The organism is Pseudomonas sp. PGPR40 (assembly GCF_022014505.1).
Lineage (GTDB): Bacteria > Pseudomonadota > Gammaproteobacteria > Pseudomonadales > Pseudomonadaceae > Aquipseudomonas.
In genome coordinates this window covers 36,328-57,972 of sequence record NZ_JAKLSP010000007.1, presented here as the reverse complement: position 1 = coordinate 57,972, position 21,645 = coordinate 36,328, and the positions used below count along the sequence as shown (strand labels likewise).

At 51.3% G+C, this 21,645-nt stretch carries 20 protein-coding genes, 1 tRNA gene and 2 pseudogenes; 17 read left to right on the top strand and 6 right to left on the bottom strand.

Annotated elements, in window-relative coordinates; all coding sequences use genetic code 11:
* Positions 1-14 precede the first annotated feature (14 nt).
* The 17 genes from MEB48_RS08315 to MEB48_RS08235 all read left to right on the top strand — a co-directional run bounded on the left by MEB48_RS08315 (position 15) and on the right by MEB48_RS08235 (position 17,976).
* Positions 15-431, top strand: a complete 417-nt coding sequence (locus MEB48_RS08315; RefSeq protein WP_237883587.1) for a hypothetical protein — start codon at positions 15-17, stop codon at positions 429-431.
* Between the two features lie 6 nt (positions 432-437).
* The gene (locus MEB48_RS08310) at positions 438-890 is read left to right on the top strand and encodes a hypothetical protein (RefSeq protein WP_237883585.1); all 453 of its coding nucleotides are present in this window, start codon (positions 438-440) and stop codon (positions 888-890) included.
* 180 nt (positions 891-1,070) lie between these two features.
* Entirely contained in the window at positions 1,071-1,301 is a 231-nt protein-coding gene (gene vapB / locus MEB48_RS08305) for a type II toxin-antitoxin system VapB family antitoxin (protein WP_237883583.1), read from the top strand.
* Positions 1,301-1,708, top strand: coding sequence for a type II toxin-antitoxin system tRNA(fMet)-specific endonuclease VapC (gene vapC, locus MEB48_RS08300; protein ID WP_237883582.1), 408 nt, complete (start codon positions 1,301-1,303; stop codon positions 1,706-1,708). Before vapB ends, vapC begins: the two co-directional genes overlap by 1 nt.
* A gap of 341 nt (positions 1,709-2,049) precedes the next feature.
* Entirely contained in the window at positions 2,050-2,823 is a 774-nt protein-coding gene (locus MEB48_RS08295) for an ABC transporter ATP-binding protein (protein WP_007897462.1), read from the top strand.
* Positions 2,824-2,836: 13 nt separating this feature from the next.
* On the top strand, positions 2,837-3,583 hold the full coding sequence (locus MEB48_RS08290; RefSeq protein ID WP_237883580.1) for an ABC transporter substrate-binding protein: 747 nt from the start codon (positions 2,837-2,839) through the stop codon (positions 3,581-3,583).
* A gap of 78 nt (positions 3,584-3,661) precedes the next feature.
* A complete protein-coding gene (locus MEB48_RS08285; RefSeq protein WP_223488539.1) occupies positions 3,662-4,357 on the top strand; it encodes an ABC transporter permease in 696 nt (231 codons plus the stop codon).
* On the top strand, positions 4,354-5,043 hold the full coding sequence (locus MEB48_RS08280; RefSeq protein WP_237883577.1) for an ABC transporter permease: 690 nt from the start codon (positions 4,354-4,356) through the stop codon (positions 5,041-5,043). Before MEB48_RS08285 ends, MEB48_RS08280 begins: the two co-directional genes overlap by 4 nt.
* Positions 5,024-6,253: a methyltransferase gene (locus MEB48_RS08275; protein WP_237883575.1), complete on the top strand. Its 1,230-nt coding sequence runs from the start codon at positions 5,024-5,026 to the stop codon at positions 6,251-6,253. The genes MEB48_RS08280 and MEB48_RS08275 overlap by 20 nt, the downstream gene beginning before the upstream one ends.
* 343 nt (positions 6,254-6,596) lie before the next feature.
* Positions 6,597-7,412, top strand: coding sequence for an FkbM family methyltransferase (locus tag MEB48_RS08270; RefSeq protein WP_237883573.1), 816 nt, complete (start codon positions 6,597-6,599; stop codon positions 7,410-7,412).
* A gap of 77 nt (positions 7,413-7,489) precedes the next feature.
* Positions 7,490-7,565 (top strand) — tRNA-Thr (locus MEB48_RS08265).
* A gap of 172 nt (positions 7,566-7,737) precedes the next feature.
* Positions 7,738-9,060 (top strand): tyrosine-type recombinase/integrase, encoded by a 1,323-nt coding sequence (locus tag MEB48_RS08260; RefSeq protein WP_237883571.1) that lies wholly within the window; start codon positions 7,738-7,740, stop codon positions 9,058-9,060.
* Between the two features lie 909 nt (positions 9,061-9,969).
* A complete protein-coding gene (locus MEB48_RS08255; RefSeq protein WP_237883569.1) occupies positions 9,970-10,950 on the top strand; it encodes an integrase domain-containing protein in 981 nt (326 codons plus the stop codon).
* Complete coding sequence (locus MEB48_RS08250) at positions 10,947-11,300, top strand: hypothetical protein (RefSeq protein ID WP_237883567.1); 354 nt, start codon at positions 10,947-10,949, stop codon at positions 11,298-11,300. Before MEB48_RS08255 ends, MEB48_RS08250 begins: the two co-directional genes overlap by 4 nt.
* A 372-nt stretch (positions 11,301-11,672) precedes the next feature.
* On the top strand, positions 11,673-12,185 hold the full coding sequence (locus tag MEB48_RS08245; RefSeq protein WP_237883565.1) for a hypothetical protein: 513 nt from the start codon (positions 11,673-11,675) through the stop codon (positions 12,183-12,185).
* Complete coding sequence (locus MEB48_RS08240) at positions 12,182-12,628, top strand: hypothetical protein (protein WP_237883563.1); 447 nt, start codon at positions 12,182-12,184, stop codon at positions 12,626-12,628. The genes MEB48_RS08245 and MEB48_RS08240 overlap by 4 nt, the downstream gene beginning before the upstream one ends.
* Positions 12,629-12,642: 14 nt before the next feature.
* On the top strand, positions 12,643-17,976 hold the full coding sequence (locus MEB48_RS08235; RefSeq protein ID WP_237883561.1) for a reverse transcriptase domain-containing protein: 5,334 nt from the start codon (positions 12,643-12,645) through the stop codon (positions 17,974-17,976).
* A 723-nt stretch (positions 17,977-18,699) separates the two neighbouring features.
* Here MEB48_RS08235 and MEB48_RS08230 read toward each other — a convergent pair.
* From MEB48_RS08230 to MEB48_RS08205, 6 genes and pseudogenes are all read right to left on the bottom strand, one after another.
* On the bottom strand, positions 18,700-19,449 hold the full coding sequence (locus tag MEB48_RS08230; protein ID WP_237883559.1) for a hydroxypyruvate isomerase family protein: 750 nt from the start codon (positions 19,447-19,449) through the stop codon (positions 18,700-18,702).
* Between the two features lie 197 nt (positions 19,450-19,646).
* A complete protein-coding gene (locus MEB48_RS08225) occupies positions 19,647-20,357 on the bottom strand; it encodes an SDR family NAD(P)-dependent oxidoreductase (RefSeq protein ID WP_237883557.1) in 711 nt (236 codons plus the stop codon).
* 104 nt (positions 20,358-20,461) lie between these two features.
* A pseudogene (locus MEB48_RS08220) lies at positions 20,462-20,564 on the bottom strand (DsbA family oxidoreductase); the annotation flags it as partial.
* Complete coding sequence (locus MEB48_RS08215; protein WP_237883555.1) at positions 20,561-20,782, bottom strand: tautomerase family protein; 222 nt, start codon at positions 20,780-20,782, stop codon at positions 20,561-20,563. The gene MEB48_RS08215 and the pseudogene MEB48_RS08220, both read right to left, overlap by 4 nt.
* Positions 20,783-21,028: 246 nt before the next feature.
* Complete coding sequence (locus tag MEB48_RS08210) at positions 21,029-21,313, bottom strand: helix-turn-helix domain-containing protein (RefSeq protein WP_218536832.1); 285 nt, start codon at positions 21,311-21,313, stop codon at positions 21,029-21,031.
* A pseudogene (locus tag MEB48_RS08205) lies at positions 21,303-21,621 on the bottom strand (transcriptional regulator). Before MEB48_RS08205 ends, MEB48_RS08210 begins: the two are co-directional and overlap by 11 nt.
* Positions 21,622-21,645: the final 24 nt, after the last annotated feature.

The following is a 21,645-nucleotide window of genomic DNA, read 5'->3' as shown; positions in this document are numbered from 1 at the left end:
TACGGAACGACACTATGGCCTCCGCCAACAAGCAGAACAAACGCGCCTCCCGCGCCAAGGCCAAGGCCAAGCAGAACCGCACCCAGCGGGCCGCCGCGCCAGTCGAGCTGGACCCGAACGACGATCGCATCGACTTCGAATCGGTGGACCTGACCGAACTGTTCAAAGAGATGATCGATGCGGCAAAGATCAGTCAACAGGCGATGTGCGTGGCCTTTCTTGAACACCCACTGCTCGCGCTGGTGCTGGAACAGGAAGGCGAAGAAACCGCGACAGACTTCATCATTGCTGCACTGATCGAATATCGCCAATGGTCCACCGAAGCCGACGAAGCCAGCGCCTTGGCGTGGATCGAATCCCCGGCCTTCCAGGCTGACTACGTGGCAGCGTCCGAAGTCATCGCAGCCCAAAACCAACAGAAACCGAACTGAGTTCCCATGGCCTCCCTGAACAAGCAACAGAAACGCGCCAAACGCGCCAAGATCAAAGCCAAACAAATCAATATCCATGGCAGAAAACCCGCCGCGCTGGACGATGACCTGGGCGAACCCGGCGAGCCGATCCCGGAATACACCCTGGCGATGTTCAGCAAAATGCGCGACGCCGAAGCCACCAGCCGCAACGACATGCTGCAGACCCTGCTGTCGAACCTCGCCGGGATCATCAGCGACCATCCAGAACTGCTGGACATGGAAAACGCCGACAACGAAGCCATGGCCGCCACACATCTGGCCGCCGACATGCTGATCGATTACCGCATGTGGGCCGACGGCATGGACCGCGATGCCGCCCAGGCCTGGCTAACCGATCCGCAATTCATCAGCGACTTTGGCGATGCGCTGGACAATTATCGTCAGTCGCTGGACTTGCCGGTGGAAAAGGCTGAGTAAGGTCATCCCGGGAAGTAAAAACGGCCGCTTGTCATCTCTGACCGCGGCCGTTTTTTGTAACAATGAAACTATCGCGACTATCACAACCCTTCGTCAGTCGCCACGTATATCCCATTGACATATCCCGCCTGAGTTCTATCCTCCTGACTTCAAGCGTCAGCAAAAGCACAGGAGGCCACCATGGAACAAACCACCCTTTTTATGAGTAATCGAAGCCAGGCCGTCCGCCTGCCCAAAGCCGTCGCAATGCCTAGTGATGTGAAGCGAGTCGATGTTATCGCTATCGGCAGGGCGCGCCTCATCACCCCGGCAGGAGAAGCCTGGGATAGCTGGTTCGACGGTGAAGGCGTGAGCGCAGATTTTATGGCCGACCGTGAGCAGCCAACCGATCAGGAGCGTGAGTCGTTCTAATGATCAAATTCATGCTCGATACCAACATCTGCATCTTCACCATCAAGAACAAGCCACAGGTTGTGCGCGAAGCCTTCAATCGTCATCACGGTCAGTTGTGCATCAGCGCCGTCACCTTGATGGAGTTGATATACGGTGCCGAGAAATCTGCCGCACCGGAAAAAAACCTCGCTGTCATTGAAAGCTTTGTTGCCCGTCTTGAGATATTGCCTTTTGACTATGAAGCAGCAGCACACACCGGAATGATTCGCTCGGAACTGGCTAAAGCAGGAACACCAATAGGCCCTTATGACCACATGATTGCCGGCCACGCACGCTCTCGAGGATTCACCATCGTGACGAATAACCTTCGGGAATTTGAACGTGTATCCGGTTTACGGGTTGAAGATTGGGTTCACCCCGATTGAATCGAGCACAACGGACAAAAAAACGGCCCTACCGCTCCATAACTATAAAAGTGCAGATCAGGAACGTTTGTCCGGTTAGCGCTTCCAACACCTCACCAAAGCTGGCAACATCGCGCCTTTTTTTACGCGGCAGCCATGCCGAAGCCATGCCGAAACTGGTTCAAACGGCTGTTCGGTTGTTGATGGGGCGACAGTCTGCTGTGCCGATGCGACAACCTGCCACATGCCACCCGTTTACTGTCCGTAGCGCTGTTGGCTGCCATTCGAACGCTATGCTAGCTTGGCCGCCTCGCCAGGAAGGCCGCCAATAGCAGGAGCACAAAACACTATGAGGAACGCACATGGCTGAGGCCACGCCCGCGCTTGAAATCCGCAACTTGCATAAACGCTACGGACAGCTTGAGGTGCTCAAAGGCATCTCGCTGACCGCCCGCGACGGCGACGTGATCTCGATCCTGGGTTCCTCCGGTTCCGGCAAGTCCACGTTCCTGCGTTGCATCAACCTGCTGGAAAACCCGCACCAGGGCCAAATCCTGGTAGCCGGCGAAGAACTCAAGCTCAAAGCCGCCAAGAACGGCGAACTGGTTGCTGCCGATGGCAAGCAGATCAATCGCTTGCGCAGCGAGATCGGTTTTGTATTTCAAAACTTTAATCTCTGGCCGCACATGAGCGTGCTCGACAACATCATCGAAGCCCCGCGCCGCGTGCTCGGCCAAAGCAAAGCCGAGGCCATCGAAGTCGCCGAAGCCTTGCTGGCCAAGGTCGGCATCGCTGACAAGCGTCACGCCTACCCGGCGCAACTCTCTGGCGGACAGCAACAACGCGCAGCCATCGCACGTACCCTGGCAATGCAGCCCAAGGTGATTCTGTTCGACGAGCCCACCTCCGCCCTTGACCCGGAAATGGTCCAGGAAGTACTTAATGTCATCCGCGCATTGGCCGAAGAAGGCCGCACCATGCTGCTGGTGACCCATGAAATGGGCTTCGCCCGTCAGGTTTCCAGCGAAGTGGTGTTCCTCCACCAGGGTCTGGTAGAAGAACAAGGATCGCCGCAGCAGGTGTTCGAAAACCCGCTTTCGGCGCGCTGCAAACAATTCATGTCCAGCAACCGCTAACGGAGCTACCCGCATGCAGAACTACAAAAAAATCTTCCTGGCCGCTGCTGTCACCCTGGCCTTCAGCGCCGGTGCCGCCGCCGAGACCTTGAAGATGGGCATCGAGGCGGCCTACCCGCCGTTCAACAACAAAGATGCCAGTGGCAATGTCGTCGGCTTCGACAAAGAAATCGGCGACGCCCTGTGCGCCAAGATGAAAGTCGAGTGCACCGTGGTTACCTCCGACTGGGACGGCATCATCCCGGCCCTGAATGCCAAGAAGTTCGACTTCCTGATCTCCTCGATGTCGATCACTGATGAGCGCAAGCAAGCGGTTGACTTCACCGAACCGTACTATTCCAACAAGCTGCAGTTCATCGCAGCAAAAAACGTCGATTTCAAAACCGATAAGGAATCCTTGCAGGGCAAGGTGATCGGCGCCCAACGCGCGACGCTGGCCGGCACCTGGCTGGAAGACAACATGGAGGGCGTTGAAGTCAAACTCTACGACACCCAGGAAAACGCTTACCTGGATCTGACGTCGGGTCGTCTGGACGCCATCCTCGCCGACAAATACGTCAACTACGAGTGGCTGAAAAGCGACGCCGGCCGTGCTTACGAATTCAAGGGCGATCCGGTGGAAGAAAGCGACAAGATCGGCATCGCTGTTCGCAAGAACGACCCGATCCGCGAAAAACTGAACATCGCGCTGAAAGAAATCGTCGCTGACGGCACCTACAAGAAGATCAACGACAAGTACTTCCCGTTCAGCATCTATTGATTCTGACCTGCCCGACCGGCGCCGTTCGCTGACGGCGCCAGTCCTTGGCATTGCCTGCCGCGATTTGAAAAGATATCCATGATTATCGACCTCTACGGATTCGGCCCGGCGCTCGCCGCCGGTGCGCTGATGACTGTGAAACTGGCACTCTCGGCCTTGTGCCTGGGGCTGGTGCTCGGTCTGCTCGGCGCCTTGGCCAAGACTTCCCCGTACAAGCCGCTGCAATGGCTTGGCGGTACTTATTCGACGCTGGTTCGCGGCATCCCGGAATTGCTCTGGGTGCTGCTGATCTACTTTGGCACGGTCAACCTGATGCGCGCCCTGGGCGAGTTCTTCGGTAACCCCGACCTCGAACTCAATGCCTTCGCCGCCGGCGTGATTGCGCTGGGGCTATGCTTCGGCGCCTACGCGACGGAAGTGTTTCGCGGTGCGATTCTGGCGATCCCCAAAGGTCACCGTGAAGCCGGCGTGGCCTTGGGTCTGTCGAAGTTCCGCATCTTCACCCGGCTGATCATGCCGCAGATGTGGCGCATCGCCCTGCCGGGCCTGGGCAATCTGTTCATGATCCTGATGAAAGACACCGCATTGGTGTCCGTCATCGGCCTGGAAGAAATCATGCGTCATGCACAAATCGGCGTGACCGTGTCCAAGCAACCGTTCACCTTCTATATGGTGGCCGCCTTCATGTACCTGGGCCTGACCATTCTGGCCATGACCGGCATGCATTTTATGGAACGACGCGCCGCTCGCGGCTTCGCGAGGAGCACCCAATGAACTGGGAAGTCATCATCAAGTGGCTGCCAAAACTGGCTCAGGGCGCAACGTTGACCCTGGAATTGGTGGCCATCGCCGTGATCGCCGGGTTGCTGCTGGCGATTCCGCTGGGCATCGCTCGTTCGTCACGACTCTGGTACGTGCGGGCATTCCCCTACGGCTACATCTTCTTTTTCCGTGGTACGCCGTTGCTGGTTCAGCTGTTCCTGGTCTATTACGGCCTGGCACAGTTCGACGCGGTGCGTAACAGCTCGATGTGGCCGTACCTGCGCAGTCCGTTCTGGTGCGCCACCGTGACCATGACCCTGCACACCGCAGCCTACATCGCCGAGATCCTGCGCGGTGCGATCCAGGCGATTCCACCGGGCGAGATTGAAGCGGCACGGGCGCTGGGTATGTCCCGGACCAAAGCGCTGTTCTACATCATGCTGCCGCGTGCTGCGCGCATCGGCCTGCCGGCCTACAGCAACGAAGTGATCCTGATGCTCAAGGCTAGCGCCCTGGCCAGCACTGTGACCTTGCTGGAATTGACCGGCATGGCCCGCACCATCATTGCTCGCACCTACCTGCCAGTGGAGATCTTCTTCGCCGCAGGCATGTTCTACCTGCTGATGGCTTACGTGCTGGTGCGCGGCTTCAAGCTGCTGGAGCGCTGGTTGCGCGTCGATGCCTGCCAAGGGCGTTGATCCCTGCGTGCTGACGGGCGAGGCCCTGCTCGCCCGTTTCACCGCGCTGGATGCTTTTCTGATCGAGCATCAGGCGCTGTGGAAGCCTCGGCCGTTTACCCACCTGCAATTGCCTTGGGAAGCGTCCTACCCGGAGTTGGCTTTTTGGCTACGCGGGCGGTCGCTGGAGGATGCGGAAAAGAGTCATAACCAACCTTGTTTGCTTGATGCGCCGGAGCCGTTTGCTTCATTGGCGGCGATGTCTGCTGAACTGAGCACGGTGGGTGAATTGCCGCCTCATGCGCTTGAAACGGCGGGCCATCGGTTGAATGTCGATGTGCCGGGTCGCAAATGGCAGCAGATTGAAGCGTTCACCAGTTGTTTGCAGTTTACTCAAGCACCGACGCATTGGCTGGATTGGTGCTCGGGCAAGGGCCATTTGGGGCGACGTCTGCTGCAAACCGGTCAACGACTGACTTGTCTGGAATACGACCCGGCACTGGTCGCCAGCGGCCAGGCACTCAGCCAGCGTCATCAGTTACAGGCGCTGCATGTCGAGCAGGATGTACTCGCGCCTGGCGCAGCGTCTTTGTTGAATGCCGATCACACGCCTGTCGCGCTGCACGCCTGCGGTGATCTGCATGTACGGCTGATCCAGCTCGCCAGCGCCGCCGGTTGCAAACAACTGGCCATTGCACCGTGCTGCTACAACCGGATCAATCTGAACAGCTATCAGCCGCTTTCCTGTGCGGCTGAGCGCTCCGTCCTACACCTTTCCCTCGATGATCTTGCGCTGCCGATGAGCGAAACCGTCACCGCCGGTGCTCGCGTCCGACGTCAGCGCGACACCTCCATGGCCCGGCGCCTGGCGTTCGACCTGCTGCAACGGCAACTGCGCGGCGTCGACGAATACCTGCCAACCCCTTCTCTGCCCAGCGCCTGGCTGGACAAACCTTTCGCCGATTACTGCCGCGATCTGGCCGCGCTCAAAGACTTATCCACAGTCGGCACGCCAGATTGGGCCGCGCTGGAAGACGCCGGTTGGCAGCGATTGGCCGAAGTGCGCAACCTGGAGCTGCTGCGAGGCCTTTTCCGACGGCCTCTGGAGCTGTGGCTGGTACTTGATCGGGTACTTTTCCTCATTCAGCAGGGTTACACCGTTCGCCTCGGCACTTTCTGTGAAACCTTACTGACGCCGCGTAATTTCCTGCTCATGGCGGAACGCCCTTAAACAGTCTTCGCCTGTGGATAACTCTGTTGATGGAATTATCATGGATCCAATACACAAGCTGTTTTACGTCCGGAAGATGACTGATCATTTTTTAGTCAACCCAATAAAAAACCTGTAAAACAGACATTTGCGGACAAATGAGAACCCGTCCACAAAATCGTCATGAGCAGATAGTCGTCTCTGCCACATTGTGCATAAGCATTTCATCACAACGACATAAACGCCGAATACCGGACAACCATCGCGGAAAATTGCGCCCGGTAACGCCCCTTGCTATACCAGCATGCAGGGGGCCGACAGTGAGGCCATGAACGAGAAAGAATCTGACCGACAGGATGCGACCGTGACGTTCATTTCTTACGCACAGAATTTCGAAGACATCCGCCTGTGGCGTGCCCTCAAAAACGTTGAAAACGGCTTTTACATCGATATCGGGGCTAACGACCCCACCCAGGACTCCGTTACCAAGGCCTTCTATGACCGTTGCTGGACCGGCATCAATGTCGAACCCATGCCGAATTACTACGCTGCCCTGTGCGAGCAACGCCCTAACGACATCAATCTGCAGTGCGTGGCCGGCGAAAGCGCCGACGACCTGACCTTCTACGGCATCGCCGGCACCGGCCTGTCGACCCTTGATCCGGCTCTGGCCCAGCAACACAAAGATGCCGGCATGGATGTGCGCAGCCAAACCGTCAAATCCCGCACCCTGGCCTCCATCTGCGAACAACACGCACGGAATCGCCCCATCCACTTCCTGAAAATAGACGTCGAAGGCCACGAAGAAACCGTCCTGCGCGGTATGGACTTCACCCAATGGCGACCGTGGATCATCCTCATCGAAACCCCATGGGAACGCGACCAGACCTGGGAAACCCTCGTCACCGGCGCTGGCTACCAGTCCATCCTGTTCGACGGCATCAACACCTACTACCTCGCCGAAGAACACCTGGCCCTCAAACCCGCCTTCGACATCCCGCCGTGCAACCTGGACGACTTCCAGTTCTGCAAAGGCCACAACTTCAGCCACCCCACCGAAAACCACCTCGCCGCCGCCCTGCAACGCGCCGAACACGCCGAAGCGCAACTGCGAGCCATGCAAAACAGCCGAACCTGGAAAGCCATTCAGAAACTCAAGAAAGTGCTGGTTCGTGCCTGACCGAAAGCCTATGTAAAAATAGTCTGAATTCAGGGGTTTACAGAACCAGCCCAATCGCTATAATCGTCGCCCAACACGCCGGTATAGCTCAGTTGGTAGAGCAACTGACTTGTAATCAGTAGGTCCCGGGTTCGACTCCTGGTGCCGGCACCATACAAGGTTCCAGAGAAGGCTTTCAAAATCTCTGGAACCCCCGAAAAACCCGCCTTATGGCGGGTTTTTTCGTTTTGGCGTTCCGTCGGATTCCGCCAAAATCTTATGGATACCAGCCGTTTTAAGGATAAAGATAGGGGTAAGGTCATTCGATAAAGGGAGGAGTACCCTTATGTCGCGCACCACTGCTCCACTCTCCGATTCGGCTTGCCGCTCAGCCAAGCCCACCGACCGCGCCTACAAGCTTTTCGACGGCGACGGCCTCTACCTTCTAGTCCAACCCAATGGCCGTAAAGGCTGGCGTTTCAGGTATGTAAAACCTGATGGCCGTGAAGGACTGACCTCGTTCGGCAACTACCCCGTGGTCGGCCTCGCCGATGCGCGCAAGAAGCGCGTGGAGGTCAAGCGGATGCTGGCGGAAGGCATCGACCCCATAGAGAACAAACACCAAGCCAAGACGCAAGCCACAATCCGAGGCCGAACCTTTGAGAGCGCAGCCTTGGACTGGCACAAAGCGATGTCTGCCAAATGGGCTCCGGGCCATGCCAAGACGGTCCTGAGCCGTCTCAAAACCCATGTTTTTCCACTAATCGGTGATCGCGCTATTGTCGACCTAGACACCCACGACTTGATGCAACCTCTGGAAGCAATCCAGAAGCGTGGCACGATTGACGTCGCGTTAAGGGTACAAAACTACCTGCAAAGCATCATGCGCGAGGCGAAACGTGCTCGACAGATCGCGGCAAACCCTGCCTCCGACCTTGAAGGTTTGATCAAAGCCCCGAGGGTAGTTCACCGCCCAGCTTTACCCTTATCGCGTCTGCCTGAATTGCAGGAGCGCATCGACACCTACAAAGGACGAACGCTGACTCGGCTGACAGTCATGCTCTCGTTACATGTGTTTGTCCGCTCCAGCGAACTGCGCTTCGCCCGCTGGAGCGAGTTCGACCTCAAGCGCGGCACCTGGGAGATACCGGACACTCGACCCGCGCTGGATGGAGTACCCTTTTCAACAAGAGGTACGAAGATGGCCGGGGACATCCACCTTGTACCCTTATCGCCGCAAGCCGTGACCCTTCTTGAACAGATCCGCACCCTCACCAGCGAATTCGACCTGGTATTTGCAGGCGATGCCAACCCGTCGAAACCGATGTCTGAAAACACGGTGAACAGCGCGCTTCGGAATATGGGTTACGACACCAAAACCGAAATCTGTGGCCATGGCTTCCGCTCGATGGCCTGCAGCGCACTGATTGAGTCAGGACTGTGGTCCGAGACCGCCATTGAAAGGCAGATGAGCCACAAAGAACGCAACAACGTCCGCGCCGCTTACATCCACAAGGCCGAATTCATTGAAGAGCGCAGATTGATCATGAACTGGTGGAGCCGGTACCTTGAGACGAATCGACAGGAGCATGTCACCCCCCACGAATTCGCGAACCAGACTGGACCGAACGTCACCCGCTTAAAAGCAAAACGTGGCGCAACCGAGTAAGCGCTCGGTCTTCATATCTCAGTGATCCGCTTGTCCACGCGGGTCCATCCAAACAGGGCTGCAAAGCCGCCCTGCTTGGATGGACCTCACTTAAAAAATCTAAAGCCCGCGCAACTGTCTGTGGAAAACCACTGATTTCCACCGGTGGATAATTTCATCCACAGGTGCAGAACTCCCGAAAATTGGAGTCTTGACCCGAATTATCCACAGGCGTAGAAAAGATCGGGCAAAGCGCTGTCGTCGACAGCAACCCAGGTAGCCAGAACCTTTAAGGCTACGCCACACGGTGGTGGTTCACCCAAAGTGCGATTAGCGTCCGGCGGCTCGCACGCTCACAGCAATGTGATGGATGCCTACTTCTACCAGAGTGCCCACTGCGGCAACTCATCCCCTTTTATAGCTGCCCTGCAGCAACCTCTCCGCTTGGCCATTTCATTGCGCCAACCTGCGCCCGTCTCTTTCTTCCGGAAAGAGACGGGCGCTCCTACCGCTGCTGCAGCCCAACTCGTACAAGGGTTTGCGGCATTCCCCCTCGTGACAATCGGCGTGACAAACACCGAAGTCACCAGCAACAGCGATTAGATGATGGTGCCGCAGCCCAAGGAATGGACTGCACCTGACTGACAGTCAGGCATGCCCCGGTCATCGCATCACTGCCTTCACCCGACTCAGGATCTCGCGGCACTGGTCTCGTCAGCCAGTGCAGCCTCCACCCGCCCACTTCTTCGGAAGTGCTCAGGAGGTCAGATCATGAGATGCCCAAGCTCCCGGTCGTAAAGAGCCGCCAGTCCCGCGTTAGTGGACAACCCTCACAGGTCGCAGGGGCCTTGATCCCTGATAACACTCAACATTCTTGGCGGGATGACGTGGGAAAAGTTTCAAAGATTTGGCTTCGAGAGGAATTTGGTCATGGGATTGGTAGGTAGACGGGATGGGCGCAATTTTGGCTATGGCCGGCAGCTGAGTTATGCCGGGCCGCAGGCATTGCGAGATCTATTTGGCGGAGGGCATTACGGCACAGTCAAGGCACACAGTGATCGCTGGCAGGCATTTGTACGCTGGTGTCACTCGGAAGATGGGCCGGGGTTTAACGATGCGCGGCAGATTGATCGGCAGACCTTGCTGGACTACGCCGCACATCTGCGTCAGCAAGTGGAACAGGGGGCTATCTGCACCGCCACCGCGCAAAACCGATTGTCCAGCGTCAACCGAACCATGGCCGCGCTTCGCGGTGATCAATATGTGAAGGTCGTGAGTCCGAGCAAGGCGCTGGGAATGCGGCGCACCAGTGTCCGCACTGTGACACCGCAAGGCCAGAATCGTGAACAGGTGAAACGGATCGTAGAGGTGCTTTGCGAACACCAGCAGCTGCGCCCCGCGGCCATCGTTCAGTTAACACGAGCCACTGGCATGCGCTTGCGCGAGGCCATTTTGGCCGACCTCCCTCGCCTGCAACGTGAGGCTGCACGATACGGCAAGATCAACATCCAAGATGGCACCAAAGGTGGGCGCTCAGGCGCGTCGGTACTTCGTTGGGTTACGGTAGATGAGCATATTCGTGACGCGCTGAGGTTTGCCGAACAGGTCTCGCCCGACGGTAGCCGCAACCTGCTTGCGCCGAACGAAAGCTACCTCAATTTCCAACGGGAAATCGTCCGCCCCGCGCGGGACCTCCTCCATAAGCACAACCTCAAAGGCTTCCATGAATTACGGGCGGCCTTTGCATGCGAACGCTATGAGCAAATCACCCACTATCCAGCGCCCATCAATAATGGTCGTTGCTACCAACTTGACCGACACCTTGATCATGCGGCCAGAGCACAAATCAGCTATGAGCTTGGGCACGGTCGTATCGACGTGGTATCTGCTTACATTGGGGGCCGAGCATGAGCAAGCCATTCGATATGGAGGTTTTTCTGGCAGGGATGCTGAGCGGGTCGCATACCACACGCAAGCGTCACCTTCGCCAGGCAAAGACCATTCAAGAGGCGATTTTTGATCGCTGGAACCGAGATAATCCATGGAACTGGCAGAGAAAGCACCTCGACTGGTTTCTAAATCAGCACCTGAATCAGCACGCCGAGTCAACGCGCTATTACTATCTGCTGACCATGAATTTACTCACTCTCCGCCTAGCCAAACCTTGGCAGTTCACAGCGAGAGGCGAGGTCGGCATCAATGGTAAACATCGCGTTGACGATTCCATACAAAGAGAAACCGTCAGGAAATGCCCCAGGTGAGACCGTCAAAACAGTCCACGCCAACACAGGCTCATTAGATTACTCGCCCCTTCACTACCTGACGCCAACCGGCCAATCACGTTGTCGAGGAAGCCAGGGGCAACTCACGCATCGCGAAGCGATGTCTCCTACTGGCTCAAGCGACCGCCGATGATCTCGGAAAAATCCGAATGATTGCCTCTATTGTGATATCACGCGGTGCTAGGATTGCCTCCACATATGTGGCACCGTAGGGTTAAAGATGGCGACGCTCAGGATGAAAGCCCTTGGCATTGAGACGTCCAAATCAGACGTCACGGGTGGTCCCAATAAACCCGCACATTCAATGCCCAGACGGACGTAAAAAACTGGGTGACTATGATAGAGCGCGTAATGGATGAGAGCGTGTACGTCGGTGGCAATGAAGCTCAAGGCTACTTCTTCAGCAAGCTGGAGTTGTATGATAAGAATGAATTTGTAAAGAAGCGCTGCATCGCCTCAGAACTATCATATGCCCAGACCATGCCACGCCACCGGTTGGCATTTCACGTTTCTGCCAGCATTAAGTGCTTAGTCGTGACCGCTTTCCACGATAAGCATCTGTACAAAAGCCTGGCGTATTTTAATGTGCGACGAGAGCTGGCTTTAAACTCTCACGCCTTCACCAGTGCCTGCAACCAATGCCCGCCAGAGCGCTTGAGTAACCAAATCGGACCAATCCGCAACTCAAACGTCGATGCCTCCTACAAGAGAAAAATGTTCAAAGAAGATTTCTGCACGCATAAATGCGGGAAGTGGGCATATAAACATCCCCATGGACTAGAAATAATACATAGGCTTGCCGCTCAGCCTAACTTCCTAAGATGGCAAACTTCGCAAAATAGACCGCAATGTTTTGCAGTATGATGATCAAACTGGTCTCCGCAAAAGTGGATACAGCCAAGCATATTGCTCCCCCACCCGAAACAAGGATCGACTGTGTAGATGATGTCCTCCTGTTCAGAAACGAGGGGAAACTCAGTAGTATTGCCGAGGTGAAGTATGGCAGCGGAATTAGTACTTGGCCTTCTCTAGCTTCCTTTGCATTCGTAGACTCCCTTAGTAAAGCTCGAAGTTTTCATAAGGAAGCTCTAGCGCAATATCTTGATCAGAATCCGCCTGAAAGGCTGATTGAAAAATTATTTTCAAATAGCCCACTCCAGATAAGCATACTTATTCATGGGGCCAAATTGCATGAACTTAAAAAAGAACTAAACACCAATACAGCACGATACAAATACAATATTTTCTGTCAAGGCGACACGCATAACCTTGACAAAATAAATATCCAAATAGCGGTTTATACTTAGTTATGGAGTCGACTATGTTGAACGAATTAGCAGCACTACTACATGATTTTTTCGCCACAGATCAAGCTTCCCACGCACAGCATCAGCCGGATGGGAAGTACAGGAGAAAACCTGGCGCAGTTACGAAAAAGCTTTTGGAGAAGACTTTAAGGACTTCCGGATCACTTGCAATTTACCAAAAAAATAACGACCTAACAATCAAATGGATCTGTTTTGATTTCGACATTTCAAAACCAAATTTAGAGAATGAATTAAGGCCGATTGCACAAGCTGAGCTTGAGCGCGCGGTCAATAGCTTCTGTACATCACTTAGCAAGCTACATGTCCCTTATCTACTTGAATTCTCTGGAAACAGAGGCTTTCACGTTTGGATAACGTTCAAGGAGAAGACCAGCTATCGTACAGGCTACGAAATCCAACAGGCTTTAATCGAGAGCACACAACTTTTCTATAATAAAGACCTGATAGGAGTAGATCTTTTTCCGAGTTCAGGTACTCCAACAGACGGCACTGGACTAGGTGTAAAGGTTCCACTTTCAAAACACACCAAATCAAAGCGTTATGCTGTGCTATTAAAAGCGCAATCGGAACTTGGCACATTCAAACAAACCACCGAACTTGATAGCGAAACTATAAAGTCCAACCTTGACATTCTAAAACAACATAAAAGCACAAGCAAATCTGAATTAGAAACTGCCTTAGGGGTTATCTTCAACTTCACTCACGATGAAACATTTCGCCCTGCAAGAATAAAATCTATAGGAATACAGAACAACGGTTTCACATTAGATATGTTGCAGGCACACTGGAAAGATCACCCGCCACTCCATACTCTAGGCAATAAAATAATAGACGGCGGAAACCTCAGCCATGAGGAAAGAAAACTTCTTGTTGGCATGCTTTACAACATCAAAGCAAAAAACATAGAAGATGCAGGACAAAAAATCCTGATAGATATATTTAGCAAGAGCGAAAACTACAATCCTGAGATAACGATTCGATCCATAAAGAAACTGTCTTCATTTAACTTTCCATCACAAGAACAGATAGAAAACACTACGAATGTAAAATTTAGTAATTCGCTAGCAGTCGAAGATCTGATAAAGGCTTGTATTCCGACATACACGCACTTTACAGACGCCACATTTGAGATATCAAAATCCGACATTGAGATAACTAAGACAGCTGAACTTAACTACTTATTTCTAAACGACGAAGCTCAGTCAAAAGTAGTAATCAACGAACTGTCTTCCACCGATAGCTACCGATTGCTAACCTTAGTAAATAAAGTAATACAGAACCCTAAATCAGCAGAATTTTATAAGCACCTACGCAACGAACAAAATAAAGTTCGGACGCTCATCACGCTAAAAGCGCCCGAAAGACTTGCAACCTCTTGCATATTGAAGCAACTGATTTATTTTTTAAATATCCCCCCAAGCAGCAACTCTCATGGATATAAACCAAACAAAGGCTTTAGTGACGGCTACATATTTCAGCCATGGTTGTATCTATGGATCAAATTCGTATCTAACATAAGCAGCGGAATCGAAGATCCAGACAACCAAAACTATTACATCCTTAAAACAGACATAAAAAGTTTCTACGATACTATCCCTCATGACAATCTCAAAAGGATGTTACTAGGAGGAGTTAACCCAAGGATCGACGCGAAACTAATTGAGTTATCAGCAGAATCAAAAAGCTCATACCAATCGCACATTGACACACTCTTTGAAATAACGGAAAAAGCTGTTAACTCAAAAGTTGGCTTGCCTCAAGGCCCAGCTTATGCAAGATACTTAGCAGAGCTATACCTTGATAATCTTGATCTAAAACTCGACTCAAAATTGCAACTAGAAGAAATTCAGCTCTACCAACGTTATGTCGATGACATTTTCATTATTGCCCCCTCCGAAGATTCTGCCAAATCAGCACTCGCATTGCTTCGTGCAGAACTCGAATTGCTAGGGCTAGATATAAATAATGAAAAAACCAGCATTACTAAAATAAGACATTTCTCGAAGGACTTTAACACTTATCGCTCTCAATCAAAGTATGCTGTTGACAGAGTCTCAAGAAACTTTGCCGACTCGACGACTACACAAAAAAATCTAGCGATAAATGAGTTCATTAAACTCGTTCAGTCCGACAGCTGCAATGACGACTTGGCCTTTATATTTTCCCATCTAGCAGGCGTAGCAACTCTCGACCCATTAAAAAGAGAAAAGGTCGAACCAACACTGAACGCCAGAATCGGGAGAGGAAGCCTATATAAACACTTATTTAATTTTGTTTTAGATTCACCTGAAAACTGGGACGCGCTTGAGTCAGTAGATAATCTTGACGAGCTTCAATCAGAAGTATTCACTGCGAGCCTTATAACCGCACTTGAATCTAGCAAGTCGGCTTCAGACGACCTTAAAAAACTGATAACTCGGCTTGAGAAAAAATTATCAAAATCTGAGTTAACGAATGAAAACCTTACCTACCTAGCATTAGTTTTTGGTGTAGAAATCAACTTAAAGGAAATCCCTTCACCACATATAATAAACTGCTTAATAAGCCTCCCTGAGAATGAAAACTTAGAGATAAATACAAGGTTAGTCGAACAGCTAAACACCGCCCTAAACGATATAAAAGAACTGCCAAGATTCATTGAGGCTATGTACCCCCTTTGTGCAAGCTCAAGAACTGAACGCAAAGATCTCAATGATCTAGCCGCTACATTCTATGCAAAACTTTCGACGGATGAAAGAAATGGAAAGCTATCGATAGATTCCCCCCCAGAGATATGTGCTCCTTCAACGGCGTCCAAATACTACTATCTGTTATGTCTGTTCTCTATATCCAGCAAAAACAAGTCCACCGAACTATTGAGAAGTTCCTGGAAATACTGCGCACATATATTCAATACCTATGAAACAGAAATAGCTCACCGGGCACCTGACTGGTTCAAAAAAATAAGCGACATAGAATACAGCCAAGATAACGCACTACTTTTAATATCTACAATTGTTGATGGGAATATATTTCGCGGACTTGTTGACAAAAGAAAAATCTTTGAGAAATTTCATAGCCTCCTACTAATATACATAACGCTCCAAGACAACGATCTTAAAAGCGCAAGCATTGAGAGAGCGCTTGACGAACTCAAAGATAAAGCCGATTTCTACAAGTGGCTTATAGACAAAGACCAGACGTCAATATTTCCGACAACGAATAAGTCTTGGTTTGAGAAAAACATTATCGAAAATAGTTCGATCGTATTAAAAAGAGAAAAATCTATTCTTTTTAGGAAGCCAACTACCAATTTTCATTCAACAAGCAGTCCTCTAAATGAGCACAACGGTTATAGTGAAATAGTTGTCGATTATACACCGGAAAATCTAAAAACCCTGACTGAAACTATTTCAGAACAGACCACAGGGCAAAAGCTTAAAAAGCTCCTTAACATAATAAATGTGTGTAAGAGTTCTGGGTCGTATCCAAATATATTCTGTAAAGACCGGCTGCTTACTGACAATACATTATTGCCCTTCAGTCAAGAGTTTATAAATTCAAGGACAATAATACTTGAAGATAGGGACGGCAATATTGAGACACTAGTCAATAACCAGAAAAACTTTATTAAAGGTTACTTTCGGTCTACTTCAAGCCACGACGCCAACATACTTATAATTAAGGATAAGTATATTGACAACTTGGGCGAAGCTATTGACGCTGTCGAATTTATAAAACACTTGCTACTACAGATTGAGGAAATAAATGGATCTGAAGATCCGTTTTACTTTGACTTAGCTGCAGCAGCTGCTCTATATCTATCGATCGACGAAACTGAGCCGGCAAGAAGAATCGACAAATTTGTTGATCAATACCATCGTTTTAATCAAAAGGACAGCGATCGCCATATATACGCCATCGATCAAAGTACGACCCCCATTGACAGCACACCAATACATTTATTAAACACTATAGAAACAGCTCTAAAATTAATTCCTACAACAGTGACTCCTTCTTTAGCCTTATATCTTCATATCGATATTGAGCAATATAGAAAGAGCTTTTGTGAACTCGTAGAGCAGCACAGCTCCAAAACATCAACCTTAGACACAGTTCAATTCAAGCGCATCAGACCTATAGTATCTCCAATCAACGAGTCACTACATTTTGATGGCAAAGATTATCCATTTAATATGATACAGCTAGTAAATATAACAACGAATGAAGTCCATCAATTTGAGACGAAACACTCCATAGCTATAAGTTCGTCTGAGCACGTTTACTTCTACGAGGACTCGTCCGGAATTTATATTGCAGCCATGCACAGTTTTATAAGCAAGATATATAAATCTATAACAAGCAGACTGGATCTTTACTCATCCAAAGGCAATCACTTTAAAAGCTACCCAACTACTATTTTTGACGAGAAGAATATATTGTCATTAAATGGTTTCAGCTCTGCCGTGGATGTAGTTTCAACACACAGAGATATATCTAAATCCGATGCGCACTCGAATTTGGTACAGTGGCTCAGCTCCCTGCCAAAAAAATTCCACCAAGCGCTAGTAACATTAATATCTGCTCACACCGTGATGCATAAAGAGGACATCTCTAAGTTCACAAAAAAAGTCGAATTCTTACTAAGTGAAGAAGGTAGCAACCCTTTTCTTATAAAGCACATCGGCGACTACAATGGCACGCACCGAGTATTATTTAAGGACAATGATATTGGCCGGAGTATCGAGAGTCTCTCTCCGGCAAGTATCGGAATTGATTCAGAAAGAGCGACCATTATAACCGATACAATCATCACAGGATCGCAAATAATTTCCTCAATGAATTTTTATTTGACGGGCATAGAAACCAAATCTAACTCAAATAACTTCTTAATCCCAGTCGAACACAGGGAAGTCTTGATATCAACTTTGAAAAAAATAAAATCCATTGATATCTGTACAATTTTATACACAACAAATGCAATTAAAAACATTGAAGTATTTCTAAAAAGTGCGATGAATGAGGCCGTAAAGGTAAATGTCATCTGTGGAAAAGATATCGGTGAGGATGCGCTCTTCGGCACTACGAGCCGAATAGGAGAACAGGATAAGGATTTAATTCGCACCATCCTCAGGGACCAAGAGTCGATGCAGAATCTTCTCGACCATCTTGATGTGATACCCACCTTCAAAAAGTCGAAGTCAAATATAGACGAGGAAATAAATAAAACTAATTTGGTTGCCCGATATCAATCGTTACCAAAGAAATGTTTTGCATTCCTAAAAACAGGTTTGAGGCATGAGCCTACATGTCATCCACTTACTCGGATACGCGAGCTAAACGAGTAGCCTGGGAGTTAGGCCCATCTAATAAAGTTTAAGATGGCAAGGGGATATTTGTTGTCTGTCCCCTTACCTCTCCAAGGAAGAGTCCGTAGAGCTGCTGTAACATTGATCGCAGACAGGCGGCTTCAATACTCTCAATGTTCGACAGCGAAGAATCAGAACAACTCTAAGCCAGATCACATTAACCTACTCGGTCGAATTCAAACTGAGTGAGCCATCGTCCAATCTGTTTCGCGGCTCTCCTACTTCGGAGAGGTCCGTGCTCATACGATTTTGAAAATGGGTGCCTCCGACTGTTTGTACGCATCTAACTAACCTTGGAACGCAAAAAGCGGATGCGAGGCATGGATCACCCCAATATCGAAATTTACCTTCACTTGAGTCTGGAACAGGTCAATAGCCCAGCAGCTTGTGAATTATTGGTTCTGCTTCCCTGGAGAATCACCTGAATCAGATCCATCCGCAAAAAACGTCTACGACTCCATTCCGAGCGAGCCCCCCTCTCTAACGATCGACGCAGGGGCGCAGGGGCGCGGCCTAACGATAAGGATAGGTTTAGGGATAGAAAGCTAAAGAACTAGATAAGAAGTCATTTATTTACACAAAGTTATGGATATTTTCGACTCCTGGTGCCGCACCATACAAAACAAAGCCCTCGTAGAAATACGAGGGCTTTGTTGTTTCTGGCATACGTGAAATCCGAGTCCCGTTCACGCGTCGCAAGCCCTAAGCACTTAGCTGCTTAATCCAGTCAAGGCTCGCAACGGTCGAACCGGAAGGATGGTATTCACAACCGATCCATCCTGGGTAGCCACGCTGCTCCAGCGTCGCGAACAAGGCAGCAAAGTCGATGCTCCCCGTTCCCGGTTCGTGACGACCCGGGCAGTCGGCAATTTGCACATGGACGGTTCTGTCAAAAAACCGAGCCAGAACATCTGCTGCATCTGCAGCCAGAAGCTGGGCATGGTAAAGATCGAGAATCAGCCCAACACTCGGGAAGGTCTCCAGCACCTGTTGCGCCTTGCTGAAGTCAGACATGTAGTAGCCCGGCATCGCCTGCGAACTGATCACTTCGATAAGCGGCCGCAAACCCTGGTCTTCGAAGTACTTGACTGCATATTCCAGGTTGCCCCCGAAGATACGCTCGGCATCATCCTGCGTCGTAACGCCCGACATGATGTGGACATTCGGACACGCCAGCGCCTTTGCATAGCTGGCGGCCTGGAGCAACCCGTTGCGAAACTCTTGTTCCTTGCCCTGCAAGGCGGCGATGCCTTTGGTAACGCCAGCCGGCGCAGCGAACTGAATCAACGGCAAACTGTATTGGGCTAGATGGTCGGCCAGGAGACTTGCGTCGAATTCATAGGGCGACGGGAACTCCACCGCCTGAAAACCGGCTGCGGCGGCGGCTTCGATGCGTTGCAGAAAAGGCAATTCATTGAATTGGAAACCGAGATGAGCATTGAACTTGAGCATCGATAAACATCCATGTAGTGATTTTGGCGTTCATATACATTGTAACTGCTTCATGAACCCCACATTCAAAGCGCTTATCTGATCCCGAATGTTGTGTTCCCGATTCTATCGGGAGCCATCGATGGTGCCCGCACATACAAAACAAAGCCCTCGTAGAAATGCGAGGGCTTTGTTTCTGGGCTTTGGAAAATCAGGTCTCAGTGCCCCGCACTCTGCCCACCATCGACATGCAAGATCTCGCCGGTGACAAAGTTGGCACTGTCCAGATAAACAACAGCCTGAGCAATATCGCTGATTTCCCCCATGTGTCCTACCGGGTGCAAATTCCCCAGCGCTTCGTGAGTTTCCTCACCATGCATTGGCGTTTTGATGATGCCCGGGGAAACCGCATTCACCCGAATCCCGCGCTTGGCATACTCGATGGCCAGGGACTTGGTTGCAGCGTTCAAGCCACCCTTGGTCAATGAGGCCAGTACCGACGGCACGCCGTCGATGGCATGGTCCACCAGGCTGGTGGTGATATTGACGACGTGGCCGCTGCCCTGTTTTTCCATCTCGGTGACTGCGAGTTGGGTGATGTAGAAGAAACCATTCAGATTGACCGACAGCACCGCGGCGTAATCTTCGTGGGTGTAGTCGGTGAACGGCTTGGCGACGAAGATTCCGGCGTTGTTGACCAGGGTGTCGATACGGCCAAAACGTTCGATCGCTTCACGGATGACTCGCTGGGCACTCGCCGGGTCGCCGATGTCGCCGGCCACGGTGAGAATGTCTGGGTCGGAGGATGGCTGAATCGAACGCGAAGTGGCGACAACCTTGTAATCGAGATTACGGAACGCCTTGACCATGCCTGCGCCGAGACCTTGGGAGGCGCCTGTAATAACGATGACTTTTTTCGAATTGCTCATGATGAACCTCTACTAATAAATGATGGTTTTGAAGAGTGATCAATCAGGCGATGGCCTCACCGGTTCAGCTCGAAGGGCTTGTACGTCAGCTCGACCGAGACTTAACCGGTTACGTTCTCGATCCGCCTGCTCCAGCGCTGTCACGCCCAAGACACACCACGGACACACCACATCGGAGACAAAATCGATGGTGATGGACGGTGTCATGATTGCCCCTGCACCTCAGCCAGTTGCTTTCGGTACTGGGTGGTGGTGATGCCGGCATAGCCCCAGTTATCGGTGTCGACTTCTTCGATCACGATGTGGGTCAGGTCCGGACGCTTGTTGAGGACGCGTTCCAGGGTTTCAGTGATTTCGGCGATCACCTGAGCTTTCTGCTCTGAGGTAACACCGTCGCGGGTGATGCGTACGCTGACGAAAGGCATGATGAATCTCCAAGTGACCTTCTCATCGGAATGATGGGGGAGGCGTTGGAGATCAATGTATGAGGTTGGTCTGGGGGGATAAAGGTGGGGAGGGGAACATCATTAGTGACGTGGTGTAATGAGTTCAAAGTAGGACGTCATACTTGACGAGCGTTGATTGGCCGGTTAGCGCTGGAAAGAAATCATCCAAATAAAGGACACCCATTAGTCTTGGCTTGAAACCAGCTAATGGGTACCCGTCTGATCCTAAACCGCCTGTAGATCGCGCAATGCCTCAGGATGCTGGCTCGCAACACGTAGTAGCGTCTGCGCGGCTCCCGTTGGTTGCCGCCGCCCTTGCTCCCAGTCCTGCAGCGTACGCAAACTGACTCCAATCAGCTTGGCGAACGCGCTCTGAGAAACGCCCACTTTGGCTCGCGCTTCGGCAGCCGCTGACAGCGGCACCTCTGTCACGCGAGCAGCTTTGCCGGCTTTCATTTGACGCACAGAGTCCAGCAAGTCCTGCTGGAACTGTTCCAGTTCATTGACCATTGCTGATTTCCTCCTTCAGTTGCTTGAGGAAGGCTGTAGGTAAATTGTCGAATTTCGTCTTGGTGTAGGCGATCAGCAACCAGATAGAGCCTTCGGAAAGCGTGTTGTAGTAAATGACACGTGTACCACCTCGTTTCCCCCATTCCGCTACGGGACCAACGAACCTTGCGCAAGCCTCCGCTACCAGAAACCACATCGTCGGCCAACGGATTAGCCGCCAGCCAGGTAATGAATTCATTACGTTCGCCATCGTCCCAGATGGACTCAGCATAGCGCTTGAAAATTTCGGTTTCGATAATCGTGAACATGAGCCGAACTATACGGCTTTGCCG

Excerpts from the sequence above, each read along its gene's own strand:
- MEB48_RS08290 (WP_237883580.1), top strand. The coding sequence starts at position 2,837 with ATGCAGAACTACAAAAAAATCTTCCTGGCCGCTGCTGTCACCCTGGCC.
- MEB48_RS08295 (WP_007897462.1), top strand. The coding sequence starts at position 2,050 with ATGGCTGAGGCCACGCCCGCGCTTGAAATCCGCAACTTGCATAAACGC.
- MEB48_RS08280 (WP_237883577.1), top strand. The coding sequence starts at position 4,354 with ATGAACTGGGAAGTCATCATCAAGTGGCTGCCAAAACTGGCTCAGGGC.
- vapC (WP_237883582.1), top strand. The coding sequence starts at position 1,301 with ATGATCAAATTCATGCTCGATACCAACATCTGCATCTTCACCATCAAG.
- MEB48_RS08275 (WP_237883575.1), top strand. The coding sequence starts at position 5,024 with ATGCCTGCCAAGGGCGTTGATCCCTGCGTGCTGACGGGCGAGGCCCTG.
- MEB48_RS08230 (WP_237883559.1), bottom strand. The coding sequence starts at position 19,449 with ATGCTCAAGTTCAATGCTCATCTCGGTTTCCAATTCAATGAATTGCCT.
- MEB48_RS08250 (WP_237883567.1), top strand. The coding sequence starts at position 10,947 with ATGAGCAAGCCATTCGATATGGAGGTTTTTCTGGCAGGGATGCTGAGC.
- MEB48_RS08210 (WP_218536832.1), bottom strand. The coding sequence starts at position 21,313 with ATGGTCAATGAACTGGAACAGTTCCAGCAGGACTTGCTGGACTCTGTG.
- MEB48_RS08310 (WP_237883585.1), top strand. The coding sequence starts at position 438 with ATGGCCTCCCTGAACAAGCAACAGAAACGCGCCAAACGCGCCAAGATC.
- MEB48_RS08225 (WP_237883557.1), bottom strand. The coding sequence starts at position 20,357 with ATGAGCAATTCGAAAAAAGTCATCGTTATTACAGGCGCCTCCCAAGGT.
- MEB48_RS08245 (WP_237883565.1), top strand. The coding sequence starts at position 11,673 with ATGGATGAGAGCGTGTACGTCGGTGGCAATGAAGCTCAAGGCTACTTC.
- MEB48_RS08255 (WP_237883569.1), top strand. The coding sequence starts at position 9,970 with ATGGGATTGGTAGGTAGACGGGATGGGCGCAATTTTGGCTATGGCCGG.
- MEB48_RS08240 (WP_237883563.1), top strand. The coding sequence starts at position 12,182 with ATGATGATCAAACTGGTCTCCGCAAAAGTGGATACAGCCAAGCATATT.
- MEB48_RS08215 (WP_237883555.1), bottom strand. The coding sequence starts at position 20,782 with ATGCCTTTCGTCAGCGTACGCATCACCCGCGACGGTGTTACCTCAGAG.
- vapB (WP_237883583.1), top strand. The coding sequence starts at position 1,071 with ATGGAACAAACCACCCTTTTTATGAGTAATCGAAGCCAGGCCGTCCGC.
- MEB48_RS08260 (WP_237883571.1), top strand. The coding sequence starts at position 7,738 with ATGTCGCGCACCACTGCTCCACTCTCCGATTCGGCTTGCCGCTCAGCC.
- MEB48_RS08315 (WP_237883587.1), top strand. The coding sequence starts at position 15 with ATGGCCTCCGCCAACAAGCAGAACAAACGCGCCTCCCGCGCCAAGGCC.
- MEB48_RS08235 (WP_237883561.1), top strand. The coding sequence starts at position 12,643 with ATGTTGAACGAATTAGCAGCACTACTACATGATTTTTTCGCCACAGAT.
- MEB48_RS08285 (WP_223488539.1), top strand. The coding sequence starts at position 3,662 with ATGATTATCGACCTCTACGGATTCGGCCCGGCGCTCGCCGCCGGTGCG.